The organism is Nucisporomicrobium flavum (assembly GCF_016464385.1).
GTDB classification, from domain to species: Bacteria; Actinomycetota; Actinomycetes; order Mycobacteriales; family Micromonosporaceae; genus Actinoplanes; species Actinoplanes flavus_A.
The window spans coordinates 566,259-590,015 of the sequence record NZ_JADMLH010000002.1 but is presented as its reverse complement, the minus strand read 5'-3'; the positions used below and the strand labels follow the sequence as shown (position 1 = coordinate 590,015).

Genomic DNA, 23,757 nt, shown 5'->3' with positions numbered 1-23,757 from the left:
CGGCGCTGGCCAAGACGGTCACCGCGACCCCGGTCCCGGCCGCCGCCGTCGCGACCCGCGCCACGTCCGGGCGGCTCACCGTCCGCAAGACCTACAAGCTGTACATCGGCGGCGCCTTCCCGCGCAGCGAGTCAGGACGGACCTATCTGGTGGACGGCGACAACGTGGCGCTCGCCTCGCGCAAGGACGCGCGGGATGCCGTGATCGCCGCCCGCAAGGCCCAGCCCAAGTGGGCCGGCGCGACCGCGTACAACCGGGGGCAGGTGCTCTACCGGGTCGCCGAGATGCTGGAGGCGCGCCGCGCCGAGTTCGTGGCGCTGGGCGTGCCGGCCGCCGAGGTGGACGCCGCCGTCGACCGCTGGGTCTGGTACGCCGGCTGGTCCGACAAGATCGCCCAGGTGCACGGCGGCGCCAACCCCGTCGCCGGCCCGTTCTTCAACATCTCCGCGCCGGAGCCCACCGGTGTCGTGGGCGTCGTGGCGCCGGCCTCGTTCCTGGGCCTGGTGAGCGTGATCGCCCCGGCGATCGTCACGGGGAACACCGTCGTGGTGCTCACCGCCACGCCGCAGGCCGCCGTGACCCTCGCCGAGGTGCTGGCGACCTCCGACGTGCCGGGCGGGGTGGTCAACATCCTCACCGGCAACGCCGCCGAGACCGCGCCGTGGCTGGCCTCGCACGACGACGTCAACGCCCTCGACCTGACCGGCGTCACCGACCCGGCGCTCGCGGCGGACCTCGAACGGTCCGCGGCCGGCAGCCTCAAGCGCGTGGTCCGGCCCCCGGCGGACGGCACGGACTTCACGGCCGACCCGGGCCTGGGGCCGATGACCGCGCTGCTGGAGATTAAGACCGTCTGGCACCCCAAGGGCTTCTAGACCACCGCGGTCGGGTCCCTCCCAGGAGCGACCACTAAGGTGTGTGCGCAGACTCACCCATCCGAACAGCGTGCGAGAACCCATCCGGAGGTCAGCGTGGCCAGCCAGTCTCCCGAAGAGGCCGCCGAGGCCTCGACGGTCACAGAGGGCCCGTCGGGCCGTTCGCTCTGGGACGAGGTCCGGATCGAGCCGGTGGAGATCGCCCTCCCCGGTGGCGTCGCGCTGACGCTGCGGGCGTACCGGAAGGCCTCGGAGCTCACCCTCACCGAGGTCGAGGCCGACGAGGACGACCCCTTCGAGGCGCGGGAGCGTGCGGCCGCCGCGCGCGCCGCCGAGGAGGACGAAGTCATCGTCGACGAGGAGTTCACCGCGCTGGTCGCGGAGGACGCCACCGGCTCGAAGACCCACCGGTCCGACGACGGCGTGCTGCGCAACGAGGACGGCGAGGTCGTCGAGGAGCCCGACCCCGAGGACTTCAAGGACGACGAGCCGGAGGCGGAGGCCGACCAGGCGGACGACGAGGAGGTGCCCGTCTTCCTGAGCCACAAGGGCAGACTTCTCGCGTTCAAGAGTCCCGAGTCGCTGGTCTCCTTCATACATTCGGGTGCGCCGCACGATCTCGCACAATTGGACACCTGGCCGACCCTGGCCCAGCGGGTACAGTCGTCCGACGTCGACCCGCTGCCGGAGGACCGCTACGAGCTGGACCTCGTCGTGGAGAACCTGCGCGGCGGGCACGACACCTGGGACCTTCCGCTGCTCATCGCCGCGGGTGAGGTGGCCCGGGACCTGGGTCACGCGTTGCGTCTGAAGCCGGTGATCCTGGCCCTGGCGCCCGGCTCACCGCTCGATGACCTGGACGAGTCCCTCCGGTCCGCGGAGAGTGGCGGAATGGGCGGTTTCTTCGGACGCCGCAAGCTCCGTAAAATCGGCGCACAACAGGCGAGCCTGGGATGGCGTTCGGTAATCGGCAAGATCTCTGCCGCTGTGGACTGGCGCGACTGACCCCTCACCAGGGACCATCAGTCCTTGGCCGAAATCAGGTCGCGAACAACCCTCACCCGGGGAGGAGGACGACGCCGTGGCGCTCGTGCGCGTGTACTGCGGTCTGGCGTCGGCTGATGAGACGGTGCGCTCGGCCTCGGCCGGCTCCGCGCTGACCATCGCCGTGGTGGACGACGCAGGACGGCTGCTCGGAGTTCACGAGATCAGCGACGACCCGGCCGGGTACGCCCAGCTCGGCATGCTGCTCGTCGAACGGACGAGCGGCTTCGCCGAGGCCGCGGTGGCCGCCGACAGCGACGACCACATGGTCACGTCGCTGCTGACCGCCGCCGGGCGTCCCCTCGTGGTGGCCGACGACGACTCGGCCGACGACTTCGCCGAGCGCTTCGCCGACGACGAGTCCCCCGAGGAGATCGCGGCACCCCCCGCCGCCCGTCGCGCCGTGGGCCTCGCCCGGGCGCTGCAGGCCGGTGCCATCGCCGCCGTCACGGTTCCCACCCCGCGCGACCTCGTGAGCTACAAGCCCGTGCTCGCCGCGCACATCGCCATGCTGAACGGCCGGTACGCCTCCGCCATCGCCCTGCGTGAGGTGCTGCGCGAGCTGTATCCCGCCGCGCTGCGGGCGTACCCGGATCCCGCGCACCCGCTCGCGCTGGCCGTCCTCGACGCGCTGCCCGAGCCCGGCCGCCTCACCGGCCGCGGCGCCGACCCGCAGCAGGTCGCCGAGGAGGTGGCCCACGAGCTGACCCGCGCCGGCGCCGGCACCGAGGACCAGGTCGTCGCGGCCGTCACCGCGCTGGTCGTGGCCATCAACGAGTCCCCGCGCCGCGGCGGCGTCAACAAGTCCCTCGCCCCGGCGGCGGCCGACACCGTCCGGCACGCCATCGGCGCCGTCAAGTCCTGCGACTCCGCCTGCGAGGCGCTGGTCGGCACGCTCGCCGCCCGGGTCAGCCAGCAGGCCGCCAACGCGGTACCGGGCCGCCGCCAGGCGGGATCCCGCCGCGCCGCCGAGCCCGCCGCGAGCCTGCCCTCGGTCCGCCCCGGAGACACCGGCACGCGCCTCGGCCGTCCCGGCGACACCGCCACGCGCCTCGGCCGCCCTGGAGACACCGGCACCCGTCTCGGCCGCCCCGGCGACACCGGCACCCGCATCGGCCGCCGTGGCCGCCCCGAGCCCGCCGCCGCGAGCGGCGGACCGGCCAACCCGCGGCCGCTCACCACGCCCCCGGTCGCGCCGGACCCGATCATGCCGCCGCCGATGGCGCCACGCCCGGTCACCCCGCCGCCGGCCGCCCCCGCCGCGAGCCTGCCCACCCGCACCCCGGCCGCCGGCCCCGCCAGCCGCCCGGTGTCGGTGCCGCCGCCCCCGCCGGGTATGACGCCGATCACCCCGGGCGCCCGCCCCGGCTCGTCGGCGCCCCGGCCCACCTCGCCGGCCTCCCGCCCCTCGTCGGTCCCGCCGGCGGAGGCGGGCCAGCCGTTCCGCCCCACGCTGACGAACGCGGCGATGAGCAGCGCCCGCGCCGAACGCCAGCGCACGGTCATCCCGCCGCGGCCGAACACCCGCAACGGGTCGGCTCCCGCGCCGGGCGGCGCCACCGACTTCTCGCTGCCCATGCCCGCGCAGCGCGGCCCTGAGACGCCCGAGCCGGGCTCGCGGGCCAACTGGCCCCTGCTGAACTCCTCCGACGACGCGGCCACCCCGCCGCCCGCCGCCGTCAGCAGCCCGCCCTCGGACGGCCGCGTCAAGCCGCCGTGGCAGGACATGCCGAAGGAGCCGCCGTCGCTGCGACTCGTGGAATCCGGCCTGGGCGGTCTCGAAACCACCCCGCCGGACGTCACGGCGATCACCGACCCGCCGCCCCTGCGCCTCGTCGACGACCGCGGCCGCAACGGCCGCGCCACGGCCCGCCGCGCCACGCCCACCCTGACGGCCCTGGACCGCAGCACCACCCCGCCGGTCCCGGCCGAGGGCGACGGCGACCTCCTCATCTTCGCGGCCGCCCGCTCCGCCTGGTTCACCGGCCACGACGAGGCAGCCGCCCCGGCCGACCTCGACTGGAGCAGCCCGATGGACACGGGCTGGCGCGCGGCCGAGAAAGCCTCCGCGCCGGAGGTGGCCGCCGAGACGCCGGCCGGCCTGCCCAAGCGAGTGCCGCAGGCCAACCTCGTGCCGGGCTCCCCGCTCCGCGAGGAACGCCCCCTCCGCATCGTCCGCGACGCGGCCAGCATCGCCGCGCACACCACCGGCTACTTCCGCGGCTGGCGTCGCGGACAGGAAATCGGCGGGTACGCGATCGGCGGCCGGCCGGGTCGCGAGGCGGCGGGCGGCTGGGACTTCAGCCGGGACGGCCAGGAGTCCGAGGACTACCGGAACGCGGGCTACCCGAGCCGCTGACCCCGCGGCCTGGTTGTCCTCGCCGGTCTGACCGCCACCTGGTCGCCTGCTGAAGCCGCTCACGCAGGCCTGCCGCTTGGGGCTGCCTGCTTATGGCCGCCCACCCGGGTCTGCCTCTTGGAGCTGCCCGCTTGTGGACCGCCCACCCGGGTCTGTCGCTTGGAGCTGCCCGCTTATGGGCCGCCCACTCGGGCCTGCCGCTTGGAGCTGCCCGCTTATGGGCCGCCCACTCGGGCCTGCCGCTTGGAGCTGCCCGCTTATGGGCCGCCCACTCGGGCCTGCCGCTTGGAGCTGCTCACTCGGGCTTGCCCGCTCGAGGGCAGCCTGACCGCCCCGAACCCGGCTGCTGGCTGCCGGGCGAGCCATGGCCGCGGCGCCCGCCCACCCGGGTGCGACCGTTGGGCCTGCCCGCTGCGTCTCCCGCCGGGCCCTGGCCATCGGACTTGAACACCGCGCCTCGCCCGGCCCGACGACCGCGCCAAAGCCCCGGCCTGGCCGCCGCGCCTGGCCACCGTGCCTGGCCGCCGCGCCTGGCCGCCGCGCCTGGCCACCGCGCCTGGCCACCGCGCCTGGCCGTGGCCTGGCCACCGGGGTTGTCCGCAAGCCCGGCCGCCGCCTTCGCCGACGAGACTGCCCGTCGGCCGGCCCTTGCCGATCACTGCCTTCCCGGCCGACCGGTGTCCCCCTCGCCGGGCCCGGCGCTCGGCCGGGCCGGGCGAGGGAGCCGTCAGCTGACCGTCTGGGTCAGCTGGCCCGGGTCCGAGAGCCGGTCCAGCGCGTCGATCGCGCGTACCGACCAGGTGTGTTCGCCCGTCGGCGGGACCGGTCCGACGTACCGGAGGGCGCCCGTGACGGCTACCGGTGTGCCGTCCAGCGACACCTCGTAGCCCGCGATCACGGGGGCGGGGCCGACCGGCGGCGGGAGTGGCTGCTCCCAGGTGAGCCGCTGGGTGCCGGGGGCCGCGGCGGGAGCGATGGCGAGGCGGCCGGGTGCCGGGGGCGGGGACATCTGGGGTGTGCCCAGGGACGCGTACGCGCTCGCCGAGTAGTTGCCCGCCGCGTCGATGGCCCGTACGCGGAAGACGTAGACCCGGGGCGGCAGGGCGGGGCCGGTGTGGAAGACGTAGCTGGTGCTCGTGGTGGTGGCGACCAGCGTGCCGCTCTCGTACACCTCGTAGTGCCGCAGCTGGCGGTCGTCGGTGGATGCCGCCCAGTGCAGGGTGACTCCGCCGGTGGTGTCGATGGTCAGCGGCGTGGGGCGGGTGGGGTCGGTCTCGTCGGGCCATTGGCCGTCGCAGGGCTGGCCGTTGATGCGGCAGTTCGCCGGCTCGCCGGTGCCGTTGGCGTACCAGCCGAGGTCGACGGCGCCGCCGGGGACCAGCGTCGCGTTCCACGACTCGGGTTGCACGGTCACGTGGTTGCCGCTGCGCGCGAAGCGGCCGTTCCAGCTGGTGGCGATCGTGGTGTCGGCGGGCAGGTCGAACTCCAGCCGCCAGCCGGTCACGGTGACGGACGAGTCGTTGTGTACGCGGTATCCGGCCACCTGGTCGTTGTTGAACACCGTCCGCTGGAGGTCGGCGCGGACCGTCGGCGGTAGGGGCGGGGTGGCGAGCGCCGGGGCGGGGATCAGCAGGGTCAGCAGGGCGGCCAGCCAGGGCAGAGGCTTCATGGCCACAGGCTAGAGACATCGAGCTGGCTCAATGGGGTAATTACCGGGATTTTGCCGGGAAGACGTGTTCTGGCTCGTCCATCCGGTGGGACGGCCCAGGAGCACCCGAGCACGGACCAATGCCCCGACGCCCGCGCCCCTGCCATCGCGGGCGCCTACGAAGCCGTGAGGACCCCGCACGAGCCCTCCAACGAGCCGGCGAGGGAGGGCACCGAGCAGGAGACACCACGGCTGCCACAGCACGCGGCGCCCGTCGACGGAGAAGACCGGTACACGGCGCGCACCGACGAACGAGGTCACGGGACCCGGCTGCGGGGACCGGGCACGCAAAAGTCCCGCTCTGTCGGACAGAGCGGGACTTTCGACGATGGGTCAGGCCGGCGCTACCGCGCGCGAGCGGCGCATGGTGAGGACGTACTCGACGAGCGAGATGAGTACGTTCTTCGTCGACTCGCGGTTGCGGGCGTCGCAGCTCACCACGGGTACGTCGCTGGAGATCGCGAGCGCGTCGCGGACATCCTGGGCGTTGTGGTACTGCATGCCGTCGAAGCAGTTGATGGCGACCAGGTACGGCAGCCGCCGATGCTCGAAGAAGTCGATAGCGGCGAAGCAGTCGGCGAGCCGACGCGTGTCCACCATGACCACCGCACCGATGGCACCCCGGACCAGCTCGTCCCACATGAACCAGAAACGCGTCTGGCCCGGTGTGCCGAACAGGTACAGGATCAGGTCCCGGTCGATGCTGATACGGCCGAAGTCCATCGCCACCGTGGTCGTCGTCTTCCCCGGCACCTGCCGGTTGTCGTCGACGCCCACGCCGGCAGAGGTCATGATCGCCTCAGTGGTCAGCGGGGTGATCTCAGATACGGACCCCACCAGCGTCGTCTTACCGACGCCGAACCCACCGGCGATGACAATCTTCGCCGATGTCACGCGCCCGGCGGTCGGCCGGCGCGACATGTCAGAGCCTGCGAAGTCCACTCAGCACCCTTTCCAGCAGTTCCGTACCCACCGCATCGTTCTCGTCCTCCAGCGACGTCGGCTCGTAAACTGCCACCAGGCCGTCGTGCGCCATGTCGGCGACGATCACCCGAGCCACCCCGAGCGGTAGTTGCATGCGTGCAGCGATCTCGGCCAGCGACTGAACTCTGCCGCCGTCGCACATCGCCGCGATGTACTGGTGTTCGCTCCCGCCCCTGCCCGTACCGGTGGAACGGCCGCGGACGGTGGTCTCGACGAGCGCTTCCAGCGCTATCTCAAGCTTGGGCCGGGTCCGGCCACGGGTCACGGCGTACGGTCTGACCAGTGCGCCGGTCGGCTCATCGCGTTCGGGCATCGTCACCGCTCACCCCATCCCTCGGCCCATAGAAGTGTCTCTTGTTGTCAAGGTTTTGGACAGATACCGGACGGATCCGGTAGGCAATCCGTTCAGCCGAGAACTCCGGCCGCCGAGCGCGGAGCCGGCGTCAGGGCCTCGCCCACGCGGTCCACCAGGAGCGCCATCTCGTAGCCCACCTGCCCGACGTCGCAGCTGCGGGCCGCGAGGACGGCGAACGACGAGCCGTCCGAGATCGACATCAGGAAGAGGAACCCGTTGTCCATCTCGACGACCGTCTGCAGCACCGCGCCGCCCTCGAAGCACCGCGCGGCGCCCTGGGTCAGGCTGACCAGGCCGGAGGCGATGGCCGCCAGCTGGTCGGCGCGGTCCCGGGGGAGGTCCCGCGAGGCCGCGAGCAGCAGACCGTCGGCGGAGACCGCGATCGCGTGCGCAACCCCGGGGACGCGGTCGGCGAAGTTGGCCAGGAGCCAACCCAGATCCTGCGTACTTGTCATGCCTCATGCTCCTTGCCAGCCTGCGAGGACTGCTGCCCTCCCGGAGTCTCCTCCGGGTTGGTCGATTGATCCTTCGTGCGACCCCGCTGCACCCCGCGGTGGTACGCGGACAACAGCCCGCGAACCGCCTCGGGGGTGCGGCGTTGGACGGAGGTCTCGGCCCGGTCCACACCACCAGGAACGAGCTGTGCCATCGGCGTACGGCGCGGCAGACCGGCCGTCGTCGTCGTCTCCACCGGCATCTCGGCGGCCTTGCGGGCTGCCTGCCAGCCCTCGTCGGCCGCGGTCTGCCAGGGGCTGCCTGTGCTGCCGTCGGCCGTGCCGTTCACACCGGCCGAGCCGTTCGCCGCCGAGCCGTTCGCCGCGACCGCACCCACCGTGGCGGGGTCGCGGTCGATGCGGGTCTCCGGCGAGGGAGCCTGCTGCGGCACGCCGGGCTGGCGGGCCGGCTCCCCCGTGGAGAAGCGCTGGGTGGTCACCACGTCGGCGTCCGGCGCGGAGCTGGACGCGGCCGACGGCTTCGGCTCGGTCGTCCGCGGCTCGCTGGGCCGGGCGGTGGTGAACCAGGCCGACTCGAGCTCCCGGAAGATCGGCAGCTCCATCGTCTCGTCCGCGAACTGCGACTGCCCGTCGCCGTTGGCCCGCTGACGCGCCGCCGCCTGTGCGGCGGCGATCTGCGCGGCGGCGGTCGCCTGCGCGGCAGCTGCCTGCTGGGCAGCCGCCTCGTGCGCGGCCGCGGCGGCCTTGGCGGACCGCTCGGCCTCGCTCGGCGGCGTGGCGTTCTGCGGGTTCGTGGGCGGCGCGACCTGCGGCTGCGGGCCGGGGCCGGACCGCTCCGGGCGGTACCGCGGCAGCTCCGCGGTCATGTCCAGGGCGGCCGCGAGGCTCTCCGGGACGTGCGGGGTGCCGTTGTCACGCTCTCCCGAGACCGGCGGCCAGGCCGGCGGGGACGCGGGCGGTGCCGACTGCGGACGGCCGGCGTTCGGCGGGGCCGACTGCGGGCGGTTCGTGTTCGGCGGCGCCGAGGTGGGCGGGCCGGAGACGGGCGGCGACGACACCGGCCGGCCACCACCGTACGGCGGGGCGGACGGCACCGGCGGCGCGGAGACCGGCGGGACCGGGGGCGCGGAGACCGGCGGCACGAACGGCGACCGGCTCGGCGTCTCGGGGCTGGGCGGCAGCTGGCGCGGGATGGTGTGCCCGAAGGCGCCCGTGTCCTCGGGCCGGGGACCGTCGCCGTTGCGGCGCTGCGGGAGCCCGTCGTTGCCGGCGAAGCCCTGCGGGCCGGACTGGGGCAGCGGCGGGATCGGCTCGTTGCTGCGCGGGCCGTGGAAGCCGTTGGCACCGGTGGAGCCGTTGCTGAACCCGTTGGCGCCGCCGCCACCGAAACCGTTGGCACCGCCGCCGAAGCCGTTGGACGGGCCGCCGAAGCCGTTCGCCGGCTCGAAGCCGTTGGACGGCGCGCCGGTCAGGTCGGACCAGGCCGGGACCGAGCGGCCCGCGCCCGTGCCGAGCATGCCACCGGTGGGCATCGGCGGGTTCGGGTCGAACGGGCGTCCGCCCTGGTAGCCGCCGCGACCGCCGCTCTCGAGCGCCAGCGGCGGCTCGGTGTGGACGTTGCGGTGGTCGACGCCGCCGAACGACGTGGGGGTGGCGCTGCCCGGCAGCCGGCCGGCCGAGCCGCCCGTCACCATGACACTGGTCGGCAGGCCGACGTCGGCGACCGTGCCCCGCTCCGTGTCGGCGGGTCGCAGCTCGACCTTGACGCCGTGCCGGTTGGCCAGGCGGGCGACCACGACGAGGCCCATCATCCGGGAGACGGCGACATCCACCATGGGCGGGTTGGCGAGCCGCTCGTTGAGGTCACGCAGCTGCTCGCGGCTGATGCCGATGCCGCGGTCCTCGACCGAGAGCACCGCGCCGTCGCCGAGGCGGCGCGCCTCGACCACGACGTGCGAGTTCGGCGGCGAGAACGCGGTCGCGTTGTCGAAGAGCTCGGCGACCAGGTGGACCATGTCGTTGACCGCGTGAGCGGACACCTCGATGTCCCGGTCGATCATGCCGAACTCGATGCGGGTGTAGTGCTCGACCTCGGACTGCGCCGCACGCAGCACGTCGATCAGGGCGGCCGGCTCGCGCTGCACGCGGGTGGAGTCGGCGCCGGCGAGAACGAGCAGGTTCTCGTCGTTACGGCGCATCCGGGTCGCGAGGTGGTCGAGCTGGAAGAGCTCGGCCAGGCGGTCCGGGTCCTCCTCGCCGCGCTCCAGCCGGTCCAGGTGACCGATGAGCCGGTCGACCAGGATCTGCGAACGACGGGCGAGGTTGACGAACATGGTCGCGACGGAGGACCGCAGGGCGGCCTGCTCGGCCGCGGTGCGGACGGCTTCCAGGTGAACCGCGTTGAACGCCTCGGTCACCTGCCCGAACTCGTCCCGGCTGCGCACCGGCAGCGGCTCGGCGACCTGGTCGGCCACCTGCGCCGGGGTCAGCGAGCCGGTCAGCGCCGGATCACGCAGCCGCTCGACCGCCTGGGGCAGGCCGAACTGGGCGACGTTCAGGGCGCCCTGGCGCAGCTCGCGCAGCGAGCGGGCCATCGACCGGGCCACGATCCACGCGAAGACGATGGCGAGCAGGAGCATGCCCAGCAGGACGCTGGTCTCGATGAACACCTGGCGCTGCACGCGGTCGCGGATGTCGGTGGCCTGGGCCACGATCTGCTGGTCGAGGTCGGTCTCGACCGTGCGGAACAGGCCGTTGTAGCCGACCATCGCGCTTTCCCACTTGGTGCGGTCGAACGGGATGGCGGTGATGTTGTCGGCGCCCAGCGCGGCCAGCGGGCCGGTCAGGTTGGTCGCGGCGCGCTTGGCGGGGCCCTTGACGACCCGGTCGAAGAGCGCCTTGTCCTCGTTGGTGGCCACCTGGCGCATCGACGAGTCGGCGATCGTGTAACCGGTGTCGGTGAGCAGGAGCTCGCGGCGCAGGTCGGGGGTGAGCCGGCCCTCGCCGAGCACCCGGTGGCCGACGTCGCGCTGGCGGGAGATGTAGTCCTTGGCCCGGGCGACGGCGGCGACCACGCGCAGCCGGTCGCTGAGCTCGGTGTCCTGGGCGAGCTGCGCGGAGGCGTCGCGCACGTTCAGCAGGTCGTTGATCACGACGCTGTACGCGCTGTCGACCTCCTTGGGGTTGAACTGGCCGTTGGCCGTCTGGCTCCGCGTGGAGGGCAGCTCTTCGAGGTTGAAGTTGAGCCGCGACAGCAGGGTGGCGACCTGGTCGGGCACCTCGTCGAGGGCGGCCTTCTGCTGGGCGTACGGCAGCTTGGCCGCGTCGACCTTGGGGTGCTCGGCGTTGTACGCCTGGGTCGCCGCCTGGCGGTCCGGCGTGTCGGGCTTGGTGGTCGCGATCATCACGCCGTACGCGCGCTCGTTCTGCAGGTGGTCGACGAGTCCACCGGCGGCCTGCGACAGCACGGCCAGCGTGCGTGCGCGCTCGGCGTTGCTCGCCTCGTCGATGTGGTCGATCAGGCCGCTGGTACCGACGATGATCGTCGCCAGGGTGGGCACGAGCATGATGAGCCCGAGCTTCGACCAGATCGGCAGATCCCGCAGCCGACCGGCCGGCCGGCGGAGACGCGACATGACCGCGTTCGCCGTCTTGGGGCGCTTGCTCACGTCACCGTCCTCCTGTTTCGGACCCGGCCTTCGGATCACCGGGCACCGCACGGCCGACACACCGGGTCGGGCCCCCGAGATTCCATCACGACGAGTGTCAAAGAGAAAGAGCAGCCTGACCCGGACCGTTTGTGTGATGCGAAGTCGCGTCCGAAGACGCCGCCATCGCCGGTCGGTCATCACTGCTCGTATAGGGGCGCATCTCTCACGGTCACTCGATTCCGTCGGCGTCGCGGTGTCCCCGCGCGTGCCGATCTGCCCGGATCCAGCTCGATCCGGGCAGCACAGACGATGGCTCGCACGGGAGCGGACGGCAAGGCAAGATGCCGGATTATGCAGCTTTTGTAGAGAGGAGACTGACCGAACGGTCGAGGCCCCTGACCGAATCGGTAGTTCGGGTCGACGAAAGTACGGACGTGTCGTTCATGCCCGTTGAAAACGGACTTCAGGCTACCAACTTCGCGTACGCCGGCTTGATCACGTCAAGGATGATCGCCAGCCGCTCGTCGTACGGGATGAACGCCGACTTCATCGCGTTGATCGTCAGCCACTGCAGTTCACTCCAGCCCCAGCCGAAGGCCTCGACCAGCAACGCCATCTCCCGCGACATGGAGGTTCCGCTCATCAACCGGTTGTCGGTGTTGACCGTGACCCGGAAGCGGAGGTCGCGCAGGAGCCCGATGGGGTGGTCGCCGATCGACTCCACGGCGCCGGTCTGCACGTTGGACGAGGGGCACAGCTCCAGCGGGATGCGCTTGTCGCGGACGTACGACGCCAGCCGCCCCAGCTTCCCGGCCGTGATGTCGTCGACGATGCGTACGCCGTGGCCGAGCCGGTCCGCGCCGCACCACTGGATCGCCTGCCAGATCGACGGCAGCCCGAACGCCTCGCCCGCGTGGATGGTGAAGTGGAAGTTCTCCCGCTGCAGGTACTCGAACGCGTCCAGGTGCCGGGTGGGCGGGAAGCCGGCCTCGGCACCGGCGATGTCGAACCCGACCACCCCGGAGTCGCGGTAGCGCACGGCCAGCTCGGCGATCTCCTGCGAGCGCGCGGCGTGCCGCATCGCGGTCAGCAGCGTGCCGATGCGGATCGTGGTGCCCCGCGCGGCCGCCTCGGCGCACCCGTCCCGGAAGCCGGCCTCCACCGCGTCGACGACCTGGTCGAGGCTCAGGCCCCGCTCGAGGTGCTGCTCCGGCGCGTAGCGGACCTCCGCGTAGACGACGCCGTCGGCGGCCAGGTCGAGCGCACACTCCTTGGCGACCCGGTGCAGGCCCTCCTCGGTCTGCATCACCGCCACCGTGTGCGCGAACGTCTCCAGGTAGCGTTCCAGCGACCCGGAGTCCGCCGACGCGACGAACCACTCCCGCAGCCGCTCCGGATCGGTCTCGGGCAGCTCGTGCCCGACGGCGTCCGCCAGCTCGACGATCGTCGCGGGCCGCAACCCGCCGTCGAGGTGGTCGTGGAGCAGGGCCTTCGGGGCCTTCACGATGTCGGCGAGGGAGATGGCAGCCATCAGCAGATGTTAGAGGGGCGGAGGAGATGATCGACGGCGCATTGCCGTACCTGCGGTGCCCGGTGTGCGGTGGACCACTCGCCCGGGGGGACGAACGGGCGCTGCGGTGCTCCCGCGGGCACTCCTTCGACATCGCTCGGCAGGGCTACGTCAACCTGACGGCGGGCCGGTCGCCGCATCCGGGCGACAGCGCCGACATGGTCGCCGACCGGGAGACCTTCCTGACGGAAGGCCACTACGACTTCATCGCGCAGGCACTGGCCGCAACGGTACGCGCGGACGACGGCCTGGTCGTCGACGCGGGTACGGGCACCGGCCGCTACCTAGCCCACGTCCTCGACGCCCTCCCGGAACTGCCGGGGCTGGGCCTCGACGTCTCCAAGCCGGCCCTGCGACGGGCGGCCCGGGCGCACCCGCGAGCCGCTGCCGCGCTCGCCGACCTCTGGCGGCCGCTCCCCCTCGCCGACGCCTCGGCGAGTGTCGTGCTCAACGTCTTCGCCCCGCGCAACGGGCCGGAGTTCCGCCGGATCCTGCGCCCGGACGGCCGGCTGCTCGTGGTCACGCCGGCGCGGGACCACCTCGCCGAGCTCGTCGACGCGTACGGGCTCGTCAAGGTGGATCCGGACAAGGCCGACCGGGTCGCCGATGCGCTGGGCGAGGGCTGGGCGGTGGTGTCCGTGCAGTCGGTCAGCCGCACCCTGCGGTTGTCGGAGGCCGAGACCCGTACGTTGATCGGCATGACGCCCAGTGCGCGGCATGTGCCGCCGCACGTGGCGGGACCACACGAGGTGACCGCGGCCGTTGACGTGACCTCCTACCGCGCGGCCTAGACCGACAGGTCGACCTCTTCCCATTCGGGCGGTTCGTCGTGGTACGGCCCGGAGAACACGACAGCCCACTCGAGGGCCCACCGGCGCTGGCCGATGGCGTTGCTGTCCACCTCGCCGGGCGGCCGTACGCCGTTCTTCTCCGCCTCCTGGAACGCCCAGTCCAGGCAGTAGTAGAGGTCGAGCAGCACCGCCGCCTCGATCGCGTCCCGCGGCGCCACCAGCGACCGGGACCGCCAGGCGTTGAACAGCTCCCCGCCGGGCAGGTCCGGCATCTGCCGCATCAGCCGCTCCTCGGGCGGCGCGGTCGGGTCGAGGTGCCGGCTCAGCCCCAGCAGCCAGGCCAGCGCGAACACCGCGTCGTGGTGCAGCACGAACGATCGGTGATCGCCCTTGGCGCCGGCCACGAACTGCCACTCCGGGGGTGTGACGAAATCCACCAGCTGGGACTTGAGCAGCCAGCTCATCGCGATCTCGGTGGGCATGCCGAAGCAGCGCGCCACGACCACGTGCAGCACCGCCGCGCGCGCCTCCAGCTCAGCCGTGGGCCGCAGCTCCACGCCGTCGCCCGGCTCCCACACCAGCGGGAACGCCTGCGGCGGCAGCGGCAGCGCGAGCCGTTCGAGCTCGTCCAGGCTGGCGTCGCGTACCGCTCGGGGGTCGGGGGCGGCCTTCATGACCACTCAGGCTATGCGGTCGATCAACAGAGGGCCTTCAGTCCGTTCGTGGGTGGCGGTGGGGCGGTCGGAAGGGCCATGGGCGGGCGCGTCCGGCCCGACGTGGACGGCGCCGGCCGCGTCGGCCCGGGCGGCCGGGATCCGCTCCGGGTCGTCCGTACGCAGCTCGAGCAGCACGTCGCCCGCGCGTACGGCGTCGCCCGGCCGCACCTTGAGCACCACGCCGGCGCCGAAGCCGACCGGATCCTCCTTGCGCGCGCGACCCGCACCGAGCCGCCAGGCCGCCAGGCCCACGCCCAGCGCGTCGATCGAGGCGACCACGCCGTCGCGTTCGGCCCGCAGCACCTCGGTCTCCCGGGCGGTCGGCAGCGCCGCGCCGGGGTCGCCGCCCTGCGCGCGGATCATGGCCTTCCACGAGTCCATCGCGGCACCGGACGCCAGCGCCTTCGCCGGGTCGGCGTCGATGCCCGCGGCCTCCAGCATCTCGCGGGCCAGCGCGAGGGTCAGCTCGACCACGTCGGCCGGGCCGCCGCCGGCGAGCACCTCGAGGGACTCCTCGACCTCGACGGCGTTGCCCACGGTCAGGCCCAGCGGGGTGTTCATGTCGGTGAGCAGGGCGACCGTACGGACACCGTGCGCCTTGCCCAGCTCCACCATCGTGCGCGCGAGCTCGCGGGCGGTGTCCTCGTCCTTCATGAACGCGCCCGTGCCGACCTTGACGTCCAGCACCAGCGCCCCGGTGCCCTCGGCGATCTTCTTGCTCATGATCGAGCTGGCGATCAGCGGGATGGCCTCGACGGTGCCGGTCACGTCGCGCAGGGCGTACAGCTTGCGGTCGGCCGGGGCCAGGCCCTCACCCGCCGCGCAGATGACCGCGCCCACGTCGCGCAGCTGACTGACGAACTCGTCGTTGCTCAGCGTGGCCCGCCATCCCGGCACCGACTCGAGCTTGTCGAGGGTGCCGCCGGTGTGCCCGAGGCCGCGGCCGGACAGCTGCGGCACGGCGGCGCCGCACGCGGCGACCAGCGGGGTCAGCGGAAGCGTGATCTTGTCGCCGACGCCGCCGGTGGAGTGCTTGTCGACCGTCGGGCGCGACACCGCGGACAGGTCGAGCCGCTCGCCGCTGGCGATCATCGCGGCCGTCCACCGGGCGATCTCGCCGGGCGTCATGCCGCGCAGCAGGATGGCCATGGCCAGGGCGGACATCTGCTCGTCGGCGACGACGCCCTTCGTGTACGCGTCGACGACCCAGTCGATCTGCGCGTCGGACAGCGCGTGCCCGTCCCGCTTGGCCCGGATGACGTCGACGGCCGCGAACTCGCTCATGGTTGTTGCTCCCACCTGGTGCCGATGCCTTCGGGGGGCTCCCCTTCGCCGGCCCACGCCAGCGCGCCCGCGGCGTCGACCACGACCACGCGTGAGGTGCGCGTCAGGCCCCACGTGACCGCCGCGGCGGCGTTCGGGAAGATGGGCCCCTCCTCGAGGATGCCCTTCTCGGCGTCGCTCTCCTGCGAACTTCCGCCGGAACGCTCCCAGTAACCCGTCCAGACCTGCTCGCCGCCGGAGAGATCCGGGTGCACGAAGACGGTGCCGCGGCCACGCCAGCGGGCGAGCTGCGGCGGTACGTCGGGCACGGCGGCCGGGCCGGTGACCTTGTCCAGGTCGTCGGGGCCGAACGCGTGGGGCAGCAGCTCGGCCATCTTCAGCGGCCGGGGCAGGGCCTCCACCAGGCATTCCGGGCCGCCGTGCTCGTACAGCAGCTGGCGGCAGCGCCCGCACGGCATCAGCGGCAGGCCGTTGGCGTCGACGCACGAGACCGCGACGAGCCGGCCTCCGCCGGTGGCGTGCAGCGAGGAGACCAGGCCGCACTCGGCGCACAGGCCGACACCGTACGAGGCGTTCTCGACGTTGCAGCCGACGACCACCCGGCCGTCGTCGACGAGCCCGGCCACCCCGACCGGGAAGTCGGAGTACGGCGCGTACGCGTGCCGCATGGCCTCGATGGCCGCGGCGCGCAGCGACCCCCAGTCGATCTCCATGGTGCGGATTCTCCCCGTCAGCTCTTGATGTACGGCTGGCCGTCGGCCGCGGGCGCGCGTACCCGGCCGACGAGCCCGGCCACCGCCACGATCGTCGCGAGGTACGGCAGCATGTTGAGGAACTGGCTGGGCACCGGGCTGCCGACCGCGCTGAGGTACGTGGCGAGCTTCTGCGCGAAGCCGAAGAACAGCGCCGCGCCCAGCGCCCCGAACGGCGTCCAGCGGCCGAAGATCAGCGCCGCGAGCGCGATGAAGCCGGCGCCCGAGGTCATGTTCTTGTTGAAGCTGCCCGTGGCCACCAGCGTGAAGTACGCCCCGCCCGCGCCCGCGATCACGCCGCCGAGCAGCACGTTGAGGTAGCGCAGTCCGCGTACCCGGATGCCGACCGTGTCCGCCGCGGTGGGGTGCTCACCGACCGCGCGGGTACGCAGGCCCCACCGGGTGCGGGTGAGCCCGAAGTGGATCGCGAACACGAGGATCAGCGCGAGCCAGACCAGCGCGTTGGTGTCGAACAGCACCGGGCCGATCACGGGGATGTCCGCGAGGCCGGGGATGTGCCACTCGGGCATCTTCGGCGGCTGGTTGTACGACTGTGCGTCGGGCTGCATCAGGCGCTCGTACAGGAAGCCGGTCACACCCAGCGCCAGTAGGTTGAGCACGATGCCGACCACGACCTGGTCGACGAGGTAGCGGATCGCCAGCACGGCGAGGATCGCGGCGATGAGCACGCCGCCGACCGCGGCGCTCAGCACGCCGGCCCAGACGCTGGTCGCCATCGTGCCGACCAGGGCGGCACCGAACGCGCCCATCAGGAACTGGCCCTCGATCGCCACGTTGACCACACCGGACCGCTCGCCCAGGACGCCCGCGAGGGCACCCAGGATCAGCGGTACGGCCAGCTCCAGCGTGCCGCTGACGGTGTCGACGAGCGGCAGGAACTTGCCGGCGACCTGCCAGCACAGGAAGGACAGGACGAAGGCAAGGATGCCCAGGCTCAGCACGCCCGTCTGGTAGCGGCGGGCCAGGCCGGCGAGGAGCACCGCGCCCGCGCCGAGGGCGATGACGCCGAACGCGATCGCGCCGACCTGCCCGTTGATCGAGAGCGCCGCGCCCGCGGCGTCCTCGCTGAGCGTGAACCGGGCCGTTTCCGAGGGCGCCAGGGCGCCGAAGAGCACGGTCGCCAGCAGCCCGATCGCGGCCACACCGACGCCGAGGCGCCGCTGCCGGTCCCAGAACCGGGCCGGCGCGGCCGCGGTCAGCTCCTCCGCAGTCGCGGTCGACACCGCCGTCACCAGCCCTTCGCCATCGAGGCGCCGAGCCGCGCGGAGCGGGCGGCGCGCAGGTGGAAGATCGCCTTCACGAGAGCCGGTGCGGCGATGAAGATGACGATCAGAGCCTGGAGCACGGTGACGAGCTCCAGGGAGATGCCCGAGAACGACTGCATCCGGTTGCCGCCGGCGCGCAGCGCGCCGAACAGGATCGCGGCGAGCAGGGTCCCCCACGGCCGGTTGCGGCCGAGCAGCGCGACCAGCAGGCCGTCGAAGCCGATGTTGCCGGCGACCTGCGGGGTCAGCGCGTGCGCGGTGCCCAGCACCTGGGTCGCGCCGCCGAGGCCGGCGAGGCCACCGGCGGTCACCATGAGCAGCGTGTACGTCCGGGCGACGCTGATGCCGGCGGTCCGGGCGGCCGGCGGGTTGGCGCCGACCGCGCGCAGCTCGAAGCCGAACGCGGAGCGGTTCAGCAGCCAGGCGACCACGGCGGTGGCCAGCACGGCCAGCAGGATGCCGAGGTTGGCCCGCAGCTCCCCGCCGAACGAGGTCAGCTGGGCGTCGCCGTCGACCGTCTTGCTGATCGCGTCGCTGCGGCCGGGCTGCTGGACACCCTTCTGCAGGATGAGCCAGCCCAGGAACAGGTTGGCCGTGTAGTTCAGCATGATCGTCACGATCACCTCGTGGGCGCCGGTCCGGGCCTTGAGGATGCCCGGCACGAAGCCCCAGAGCGCGCCGCCGAGCAGGCCGGCGGCCAGCGCCGCGATCAGGTGGATCACCGGCGGCAGCGGCAGGAAGAAGCCCGCCATGGCCGCGGTGATCGTGCCGACGACCGCCTGACCCTGACCGCCGATGTTGAACAGGCCGCCGCGGAACGCCAGCGCCACGGAGAGGCCGGTGAAGACCAGCGGGGCGGCGTACGTGAGGGTCTCGGAGATCGGGAAGAAGACCTGCCGCCACGTCCCGGTGCCGTTCGCCCACGCGGTGATCGTGGCCGGGTCGACGATCGCGCCCTTGAACAGGTCCGCGTACGCGTCGCTGACCACCGTCCAGCTGGCGTCGAACGCGTCGCTGGGCCGAGCGGTCAGGTAGCCGAAGGTGCTGAGCACGTCGGGGTCCGACACGATGATGAAGATCGCGCCGATGACCAGCGCCAGCACGACCGAGAGCACGGTCACCGTGACGGTGTTGGCCGCCCACAGGTTCTGCAGGAAGCGGTTGAGCAGGGTGTCGCCGTCGCCCGGCTCGTCGTGAGCCGGCTTCGCACCCACCGGGCCCGGCGCGGCGGCGTCCGTGGCGCTGTCGGCGGCCGTCTCGTCGGCGATCTTGGGCGCGCCGACCGGTCCGTCGGTGGTCACTTCGTCCCCTTCTCTGCGGCCCCGTCGCCGGCCGCCGGCTTGTCGTCGTCGGACGCCGCCGCACCCCCGCCGGGCGCCACCGCACCGCTGCCGCCCGTCGCCGCGCCGCCCGTCGCCGCGCCGGGCGTCGCCGCGCCGGGCGCGGACGTGCCGGGCGCGGACGTGCCGGGCGCATGCGAGCCGGTCGCGGGCGTGCCGGGCGCATGCGAGCCGGTCGCGGGCGTGCCGGGCGCATGCGAGCCGGTCGCGGGCGTGCCGGGCGCAGGCGAGCCGGTCGCGGGCGTGCCGCCGTCGGTGATGCCGGCCATGAGCAGGCCCAGCTCCTCGCGGGGCGTGTCCGGCGAGACGATGGCCAGGATCCGGCCGCGGTACATCACCGCGATCCGGTCCGCCAGCCCCACCACCTCGTCGAGCTCGCTGGAGATCACGAGGACCGCCGTGCCGACGTCGCGCTCGTGGACGATGCGGCCGTGGATGAACTCGATCGAGCCCACGTCGACGCCGCGGGTGGGCTGCGCGGCGATGAACAGGCGCAGCGGCCGGGACAGCTCGCGGGCCACCACGACCTTCTGCTGGTTGCCGCCGGACAGCGTGCTGACAGCCGCCTCGGCCGAGGACGTACGGATGTCGAACTGCTCGACGCGCTCGCGGGCCGCCGTGGCGACCGCGCCCGGGTCGAGCCGGAAGGCGTTGCCGTACGGCGGCCGGTCGTACTGGTCGAGCACGAGGTTCTCGGCGACGGAGAACTCCTTGACCAGGCCGTCGTGGCTGCGGTCCTCGGGCACGTACCCGATGCCGGAGCGCAGGATGTGCTTGGTGCTCATGCCGATCAGGTTCTCGTTGTCGACCATGATCGACCCGGCGCGCGGCTCCCGCAGGCCCATCAGGGCCTCGACGAGCTCGGTCTGCCCGTTGCCCTGCACCCCGGCGACGCCCAGCACCTCGCCCGCGCGCACGACCAGGTCGACGCCGTCGACGGCGCGGACGCCGCGCTCGTCCTCCACGACGAGCCCGCTGATCTTCAGGACCTCGCGGCCCGGCTCGGCGGGGGCCTTGTCGATGTCGAGGCTGACCGCCCGGCCGACCATCGTCGAGGCGAGCTCTTCCTCGGAGGTCTGCGGGCTGAAATACGCTTCAGTCCGGTTGTGGGCGGTGGCGGGGTGGTTGGAAGGGGCCACCGTACGGCCGCGCCGGATCACCGTGATCCGGTCGGCGATGGCCTTGACCTCTTTGAGCTTGTGGGTGATGAAGACGATGGACTTGCCCGCGTCCGACAGCCCGCGCATGACCTCGAGGAGCTCCTCGGTCTCCTGCGGGGTGAGCACCGCGGTCGGCTCGTCGAGGATCAGCAGGTCGACGTCGCGGGTGAGGGCCTTGACGATCTCCACGCGCTGCTGCGCGCCGACCGGCAGGTTCTCGACCAGGGCGTCGGGGTCGACGGGCAGGCCGTACCGTTCGGAGACCTCGAGCACCTCGCGGCGGGCGCGGCGGCGGTCGAGGAAGCCGGCGCGGGTCTTCTCCGCGCCCAGTGCGATGTTCTCCGCGACCGTGAAGACGGGCACCAGCATGAAGTGCTGGTGGACCATGCCGATGCCGGCGGCGATGGCGTCGCGGGGGCTGCGGAAGGTCCGCGCCACGCCGTCGACGACGATCTCGCCCTCGTCCGGCTGCAGCAGGCCGTAGAGCTGGTTCATCAGGGTGGACTTGCCCGCGCCGTTCTCACCGAGCAGGGCGTGGACCTCACCGGGTTCGACGGTGAGGTCGATGTGGTCGTTGGCCACCAGGTCGCCGAAGCGCTTGGTGATGCCGCGCAGCTCGAGTCTCAGCGGAATCTCCTGCAGACGAGGGACGAATGGTGGCGACGCGAGGGACGGTATAACAGCTCCGAGCAGAGCCGCCGCGCAGGCCACGGGTCCTCCCCGCGGCCGCGCGGCGGCCCGATCATCGATCAGCTACGGGTCACTTCGGCGCGTTCGGCGACTCGACCTTGACCTTGCCCGCGATGATGTCCTGCTTGAGCTGGTCGACCTCGGACTTGAGGCCGGCGTCGACCTTGCTGTCGAACTTGTTGTACGGCGCGAGCGAGACGCCGTCGTTCTCGAGCTTGCCGAGGTAGCCCGGGGCGGCCGCGAGGGGCTTGCCCGCCGCGCCGTCGGACACGGCCTGCTTCACAGCGTCGTTGATGTTCTTGACGACCGTGGTCAGGAAGACGTCGCAGTACTGCTCGGCGCTCTTGCAGCCGTCCTGGTCGACCCAGATCACGGAGACCTTGCCGTTGGACGCCTTGGCGACGTCCGCGGTGCCCAGGCCCGTACCGCCGGCCACCGGCATGATCACGTCGGCGCCCTGGGCGACGAACGTGTTGGTGATCGACTTGCCCTTGTTCTGGTCGCCGAAGTTCTCCGCGAAGGTGCCGTTCTGCTTGGCCTTGTCCCAGCCGAGCACCTGGACGTTCTTCTTCTTCTGCTCGTTGTAGTACTTCACGCCGTCGGCGAAGCCGTCCATGAAGACGGTGACCGGCGGGATCTTCAGGCCGCCGTACGTGGCCACCTTGCCGGACTTCGAGTAGCCCGCGGCGAGGTAGCCGGCCAGGAACGCGGCCTCGTCGGTGGCGAACTGCATCGGGAACACGTTGGTCGCGCCCTGGATGCTGCTGTCGACGATGCCGAACTGCTGGCTGGCGTTCTCCGCCGCGACCTTCTTGGTGGCGTCACCCATGAGGCCGCCGACCGCGAGGATGAAGTTGCACTTCTGCGTCACGAACTGGCGCAGGTTGGGCTCGTAGTCGGCCTCGGCCGTCGACGCCACGTACTTCGGCTCGACGTTGCTCTGGGCCTCCTTGGCGGCCTGCATGCCGGCCCACGCCGAGGCGTTGAAGGACCGGTCGTCGATGCCACCGGTGTCGGTGACCATGCACGCCTTGTATGTCGCGGCGGCGGCGCCGCTGGCGCCCGAGCCGCTCGGGGTCTCGGCAGGGGCGTCGCCACAGGCCGCGGCGGCGAGCGTCAGCCCACCCGCCGCGAGAATCGCAACGATTCGGGTCCCACGTACTGGGCGCAACACGCCCTCCTTCCACAGCGCACCCGCACTTCGCGGCGCGTCTCAGGTCGGGAGCGTAGCCGCAGGCCACGGCGACGGCAGGAAATCCGCCGGACTGTTGGCGCACCGTTACCTGGCCGCAATCGCGTCCGCGGCTGAACGTCGCCTCAGGCGCCGAAGCGAGGTAATTGCCCGAATATCGGGAAGCCGACCGTCAATTTTTCGGCCGCTCCGCCCCCACAGCCACGGAATCTTCGGCGGTCGATGTCTTGCGGCTCGCGGCCCGCCACCCGCGGACGCCGAGCACGCCGACCGTCGTCCCGATGGCGAGCGAGGCGGCGATCAGCGCGGCGTGGACCGTGAGGAAGGACGTCGGCCGGCCGTCGGCGAAGGACCGGTCGTCCTTCCAGATCGCCAGGCCGAACCGGGGCCAGATGAGCCAGGTCCAGACACCGACCGTCACCAGGAAGGCGGACCACCGCCGGGAGAGCACCACCGGCAAAGTATGCGCGCCCCGCTCAGCCGGCCATCGCCGGCTCGGGCCGCGCCTCGGCGAGCGCGACCTCCGCGGTGGCCCGCCGCGTGCCGCGCCGGCCGGCCGCCACCAGGACGAGACCCCCGATCGCGTACGCGGCCAGCACCCACACCGCCGTCGCGCTCCCGTGGCCGTCGAAGTACGCGACCGAGCGCAGCAGCGTCGCACCCGCCCCGACCGGCAGGAACTGCCCGACGGCCCCCCACGGCTGCGGCAGCAGCTCGGGCGCCGAGGCGACGGCGGACAGCGCGTTGCCGACGAGGAAGAACGTCGCCGCACCGAGCGCCACGCCGGCCTTACCGGCCACCGCGCCGAGCCCCGCCACCGCGGCGGACACGGCGAGCGCGAACAGCGCCAGCACCGCGGCGACGCCGAGGTAGCCGCCGGGGACGACATCGAGCCAGTACTGCTGGACGACCGCCCCCACGAGGCCGGCGAGCACGGCGAACGTGCCGAGCCCGGCCAGGCGCGCACCCGGCCGCTTCACCAGCAGGAACGTCAGGACACCGGCGACCAGGGCGGTGATGGCCAGCGGGAGGAACGCCGCGCCGAACCCGGCGCCGCGCGGGTCGCCGGAGTGGGTGGGCACGACGTCGACCACGGGCACCGGGCGACCCTGGCCGAGCTCGGCGGCCGCCTGGGTGAGCAGCGTGGCCACGGTCGGGCTCGCCGCGGAGGCGACGTGCAGGACCGGCCCGTCGGCACCGAGGACGATCGCGCCGTAGACCTCGCGGTCGCGGATGGCGGCGTCGGGGTCGGCGACGACGCGGACGTCGAAGGCGCCGGGGCGGACCTCGGACAACCGGGCGACGAGCTGGTCGGCCGCGGGTGCCGGACCGGCGACGGCGATCGGCAGGTCGCGGGGCGCGAGGTTGGCCGCGGGGCCGGCGAAGAGCGGCACCAGCAGGGCTTGCAGCGCGACGACCACGACCGCGAGGGCCACGGCGAGCGCTGCCGGGTGCGAAGGCCTGGACATGGGATCCCCTTAAAACGAATGTTCGTTCTCTTTGCATGTCAGCGTGCTCCCCTCGCGGGGGTTCGTCAAGAACGAGC

19 protein-coding genes are annotated in these 23,757 nt (G+C 72.8%); 4 read left to right on the top strand and 15 right to left on the bottom strand.

The genetic code is table 11. From position 1 onward, the window contains the following. Nucleotides 1-5: 5 nt before the first annotated feature. The 3 genes from IT780_RS06920 (at nucleotide 6) to IT780_RS06910 (ending at nucleotide 4,278) form a co-directional block, all read left to right on the top strand. Entirely contained in the window at nucleotides 6-875 is an 870-nt protein-coding gene (locus IT780_RS06920) for an aldehyde dehydrogenase family protein (RefSeq protein WP_199510811.1), read from the top strand. A gap of 96 nt (nucleotides 876-971) precedes the next feature. Continuing rightward, nucleotides 972-1,880 (top strand): SatS C-terminal domain-containing protein, encoded by a 909-nt coding sequence (locus IT780_RS06915; RefSeq protein WP_199510543.1) that lies wholly within the window; start codon nucleotides 972-974, stop codon nucleotides 1,878-1,880. A 76-nt stretch (nucleotides 1,881-1,956) separates the two neighbouring features. Beyond that, nucleotides 1,957-4,278, top strand: a complete 2,322-nt coding sequence (locus IT780_RS06910) for a serine/threonine-protein kinase (RefSeq protein ID WP_199510542.1) — start codon at nucleotides 1,957-1,959, stop codon at nucleotides 4,276-4,278. A 727-nt stretch (nucleotides 4,279-5,005) separates the two neighbouring features. On the opposite strand, the gene IT780_RS06905 is transcribed toward IT780_RS06910, so the two are convergent. From IT780_RS06905 to IT780_RS06880, 6 genes are all read right to left on the bottom strand, one after another. Further along, nucleotides 5,006-5,947, bottom strand: coding sequence for a cellulose binding domain-containing protein (locus IT780_RS06905; RefSeq protein WP_199510541.1), 942 nt, complete (start codon nucleotides 5,945-5,947; stop codon nucleotides 5,006-5,008). Nucleotides 5,948-6,319: 372 nt separating this feature from the next. Then, nucleotides 6,320-6,907: a GTP-binding protein gene (locus tag IT780_RS06900; protein ID WP_041832917.1), complete on the bottom strand. Its 588-nt coding sequence runs from the start codon at nucleotides 6,905-6,907 to the stop codon at nucleotides 6,320-6,322. 1 nt (nucleotide 6,908) lies between these two features. Continuing rightward, entirely contained in the window at nucleotides 6,909-7,283 is a 375-nt protein-coding gene (locus tag IT780_RS06895; protein ID WP_199510810.1) for a DUF742 domain-containing protein, read from the bottom strand. A gap of 92 nt (nucleotides 7,284-7,375) precedes the next feature. After that, nucleotides 7,376-7,780 carry a roadblock/LC7 domain-containing protein gene (locus IT780_RS06890; RefSeq protein ID WP_014447580.1) on the bottom strand — a complete coding sequence of 135 codons (405 nt, stop codon included), beginning with the start codon at nucleotides 7,778-7,780 and terminating at the stop codon, nucleotides 7,376-7,378. Further along, nucleotides 7,777-11,448, bottom strand: a complete 3,672-nt coding sequence (locus IT780_RS06885; protein ID WP_199510540.1) for a sensor histidine kinase — start codon at nucleotides 11,446-11,448, stop codon at nucleotides 7,777-7,779. Before IT780_RS06885 ends, IT780_RS06890 begins: the two co-directional genes overlap by 4 nt. A gap of 445 nt (nucleotides 11,449-11,893) precedes the next feature. Continuing rightward, nucleotides 11,894-12,961, bottom strand: coding sequence for an adenosine deaminase (locus tag IT780_RS06880; protein ID WP_199510539.1), 1,068 nt, complete (start codon nucleotides 12,959-12,961; stop codon nucleotides 11,894-11,896). 26 nt (nucleotides 12,962-12,987) lie between these two features. Here IT780_RS06880 and IT780_RS06875 point away from each other — a divergent pair, with 26 nt between their 5' ends. Further along, on the top strand, nucleotides 12,988-13,791 hold the full coding sequence (locus IT780_RS06875) for a putative RNA methyltransferase (protein WP_199510538.1): 804 nt from the start codon (nucleotides 12,988-12,990) through the stop codon (nucleotides 13,789-13,791). On the opposite strand, the gene IT780_RS06870 is transcribed toward IT780_RS06875, so the two are convergent. From IT780_RS06870 to IT780_RS06830, 9 genes are all read right to left on the bottom strand, one after another. Next, nucleotides 13,788-14,465, bottom strand: coding sequence for a DUF4272 domain-containing protein (locus IT780_RS06870; protein WP_199510537.1), 678 nt, complete (start codon nucleotides 14,463-14,465; stop codon nucleotides 13,788-13,790). The two genes, IT780_RS06875 and IT780_RS06870, sit on opposite strands and share 4 nt — an antisense overlap. Nucleotides 14,466-14,471: 6 nt before the next feature. Further along, nucleotides 14,472-15,791 carry a thymidine phosphorylase gene (locus IT780_RS06865; protein ID WP_233412275.1) on the bottom strand — a complete coding sequence of 440 codons (1,320 nt, stop codon included), beginning with the start codon at nucleotides 15,789-15,791 and terminating at the stop codon, nucleotides 14,472-14,474. Beyond that, nucleotides 15,788-16,504, bottom strand: a complete 717-nt coding sequence (locus IT780_RS06860) for a cytidine deaminase (protein WP_199510536.1) — start codon at nucleotides 16,502-16,504, stop codon at nucleotides 15,788-15,790. Before IT780_RS06860 ends, IT780_RS06865 begins: the two co-directional genes overlap by 4 nt. Nucleotides 16,505-16,521: 17 nt before the next feature. Next, nucleotides 16,522-17,787: an ABC transporter permease gene (locus IT780_RS06855; protein ID WP_199510535.1), complete on the bottom strand. Its 1,266-nt coding sequence runs from the start codon at nucleotides 17,785-17,787 to the stop codon at nucleotides 16,522-16,524. Nucleotides 17,788-17,792: 5 nt separating this feature from the next. Further along, complete coding sequence (locus IT780_RS06850; protein WP_372443621.1) at nucleotides 17,793-19,130, bottom strand: ABC transporter permease; 1,338 nt, start codon at nucleotides 19,128-19,130, stop codon at nucleotides 17,793-17,795. After that, nucleotides 19,127-21,040 (bottom strand): ABC transporter ATP-binding protein, encoded by a 1,914-nt coding sequence (locus IT780_RS06845; protein WP_307831074.1) that lies wholly within the window; start codon nucleotides 21,038-21,040, stop codon nucleotides 19,127-19,129. Before IT780_RS06845 ends, IT780_RS06850 begins: the two co-directional genes overlap by 4 nt. 49 nt (nucleotides 21,041-21,089) lie before the next feature. Continuing rightward, complete coding sequence (locus IT780_RS06840) at nucleotides 21,090-22,190, bottom strand: BMP family lipoprotein (protein WP_199510534.1); 1,101 nt, start codon at nucleotides 22,188-22,190, stop codon at nucleotides 21,090-21,092. Between the two features lie 193 nt (nucleotides 22,191-22,383). After that, nucleotides 22,384-22,665 carry an SCO4848 family membrane protein gene (locus IT780_RS06835; RefSeq protein ID WP_199510533.1) on the bottom strand — a complete coding sequence of 94 codons (282 nt, stop codon included), beginning with the start codon at nucleotides 22,663-22,665 and terminating at the stop codon, nucleotides 22,384-22,386. A gap of 22 nt (nucleotides 22,666-22,687) precedes the next feature. Then, complete coding sequence (locus IT780_RS06830) at nucleotides 22,688-23,680, bottom strand: hypothetical protein (protein ID WP_199510532.1); 993 nt, start codon at nucleotides 23,678-23,680, stop codon at nucleotides 22,688-22,690. Nucleotides 23,681-23,757: the final 77 nt, after the last annotated feature.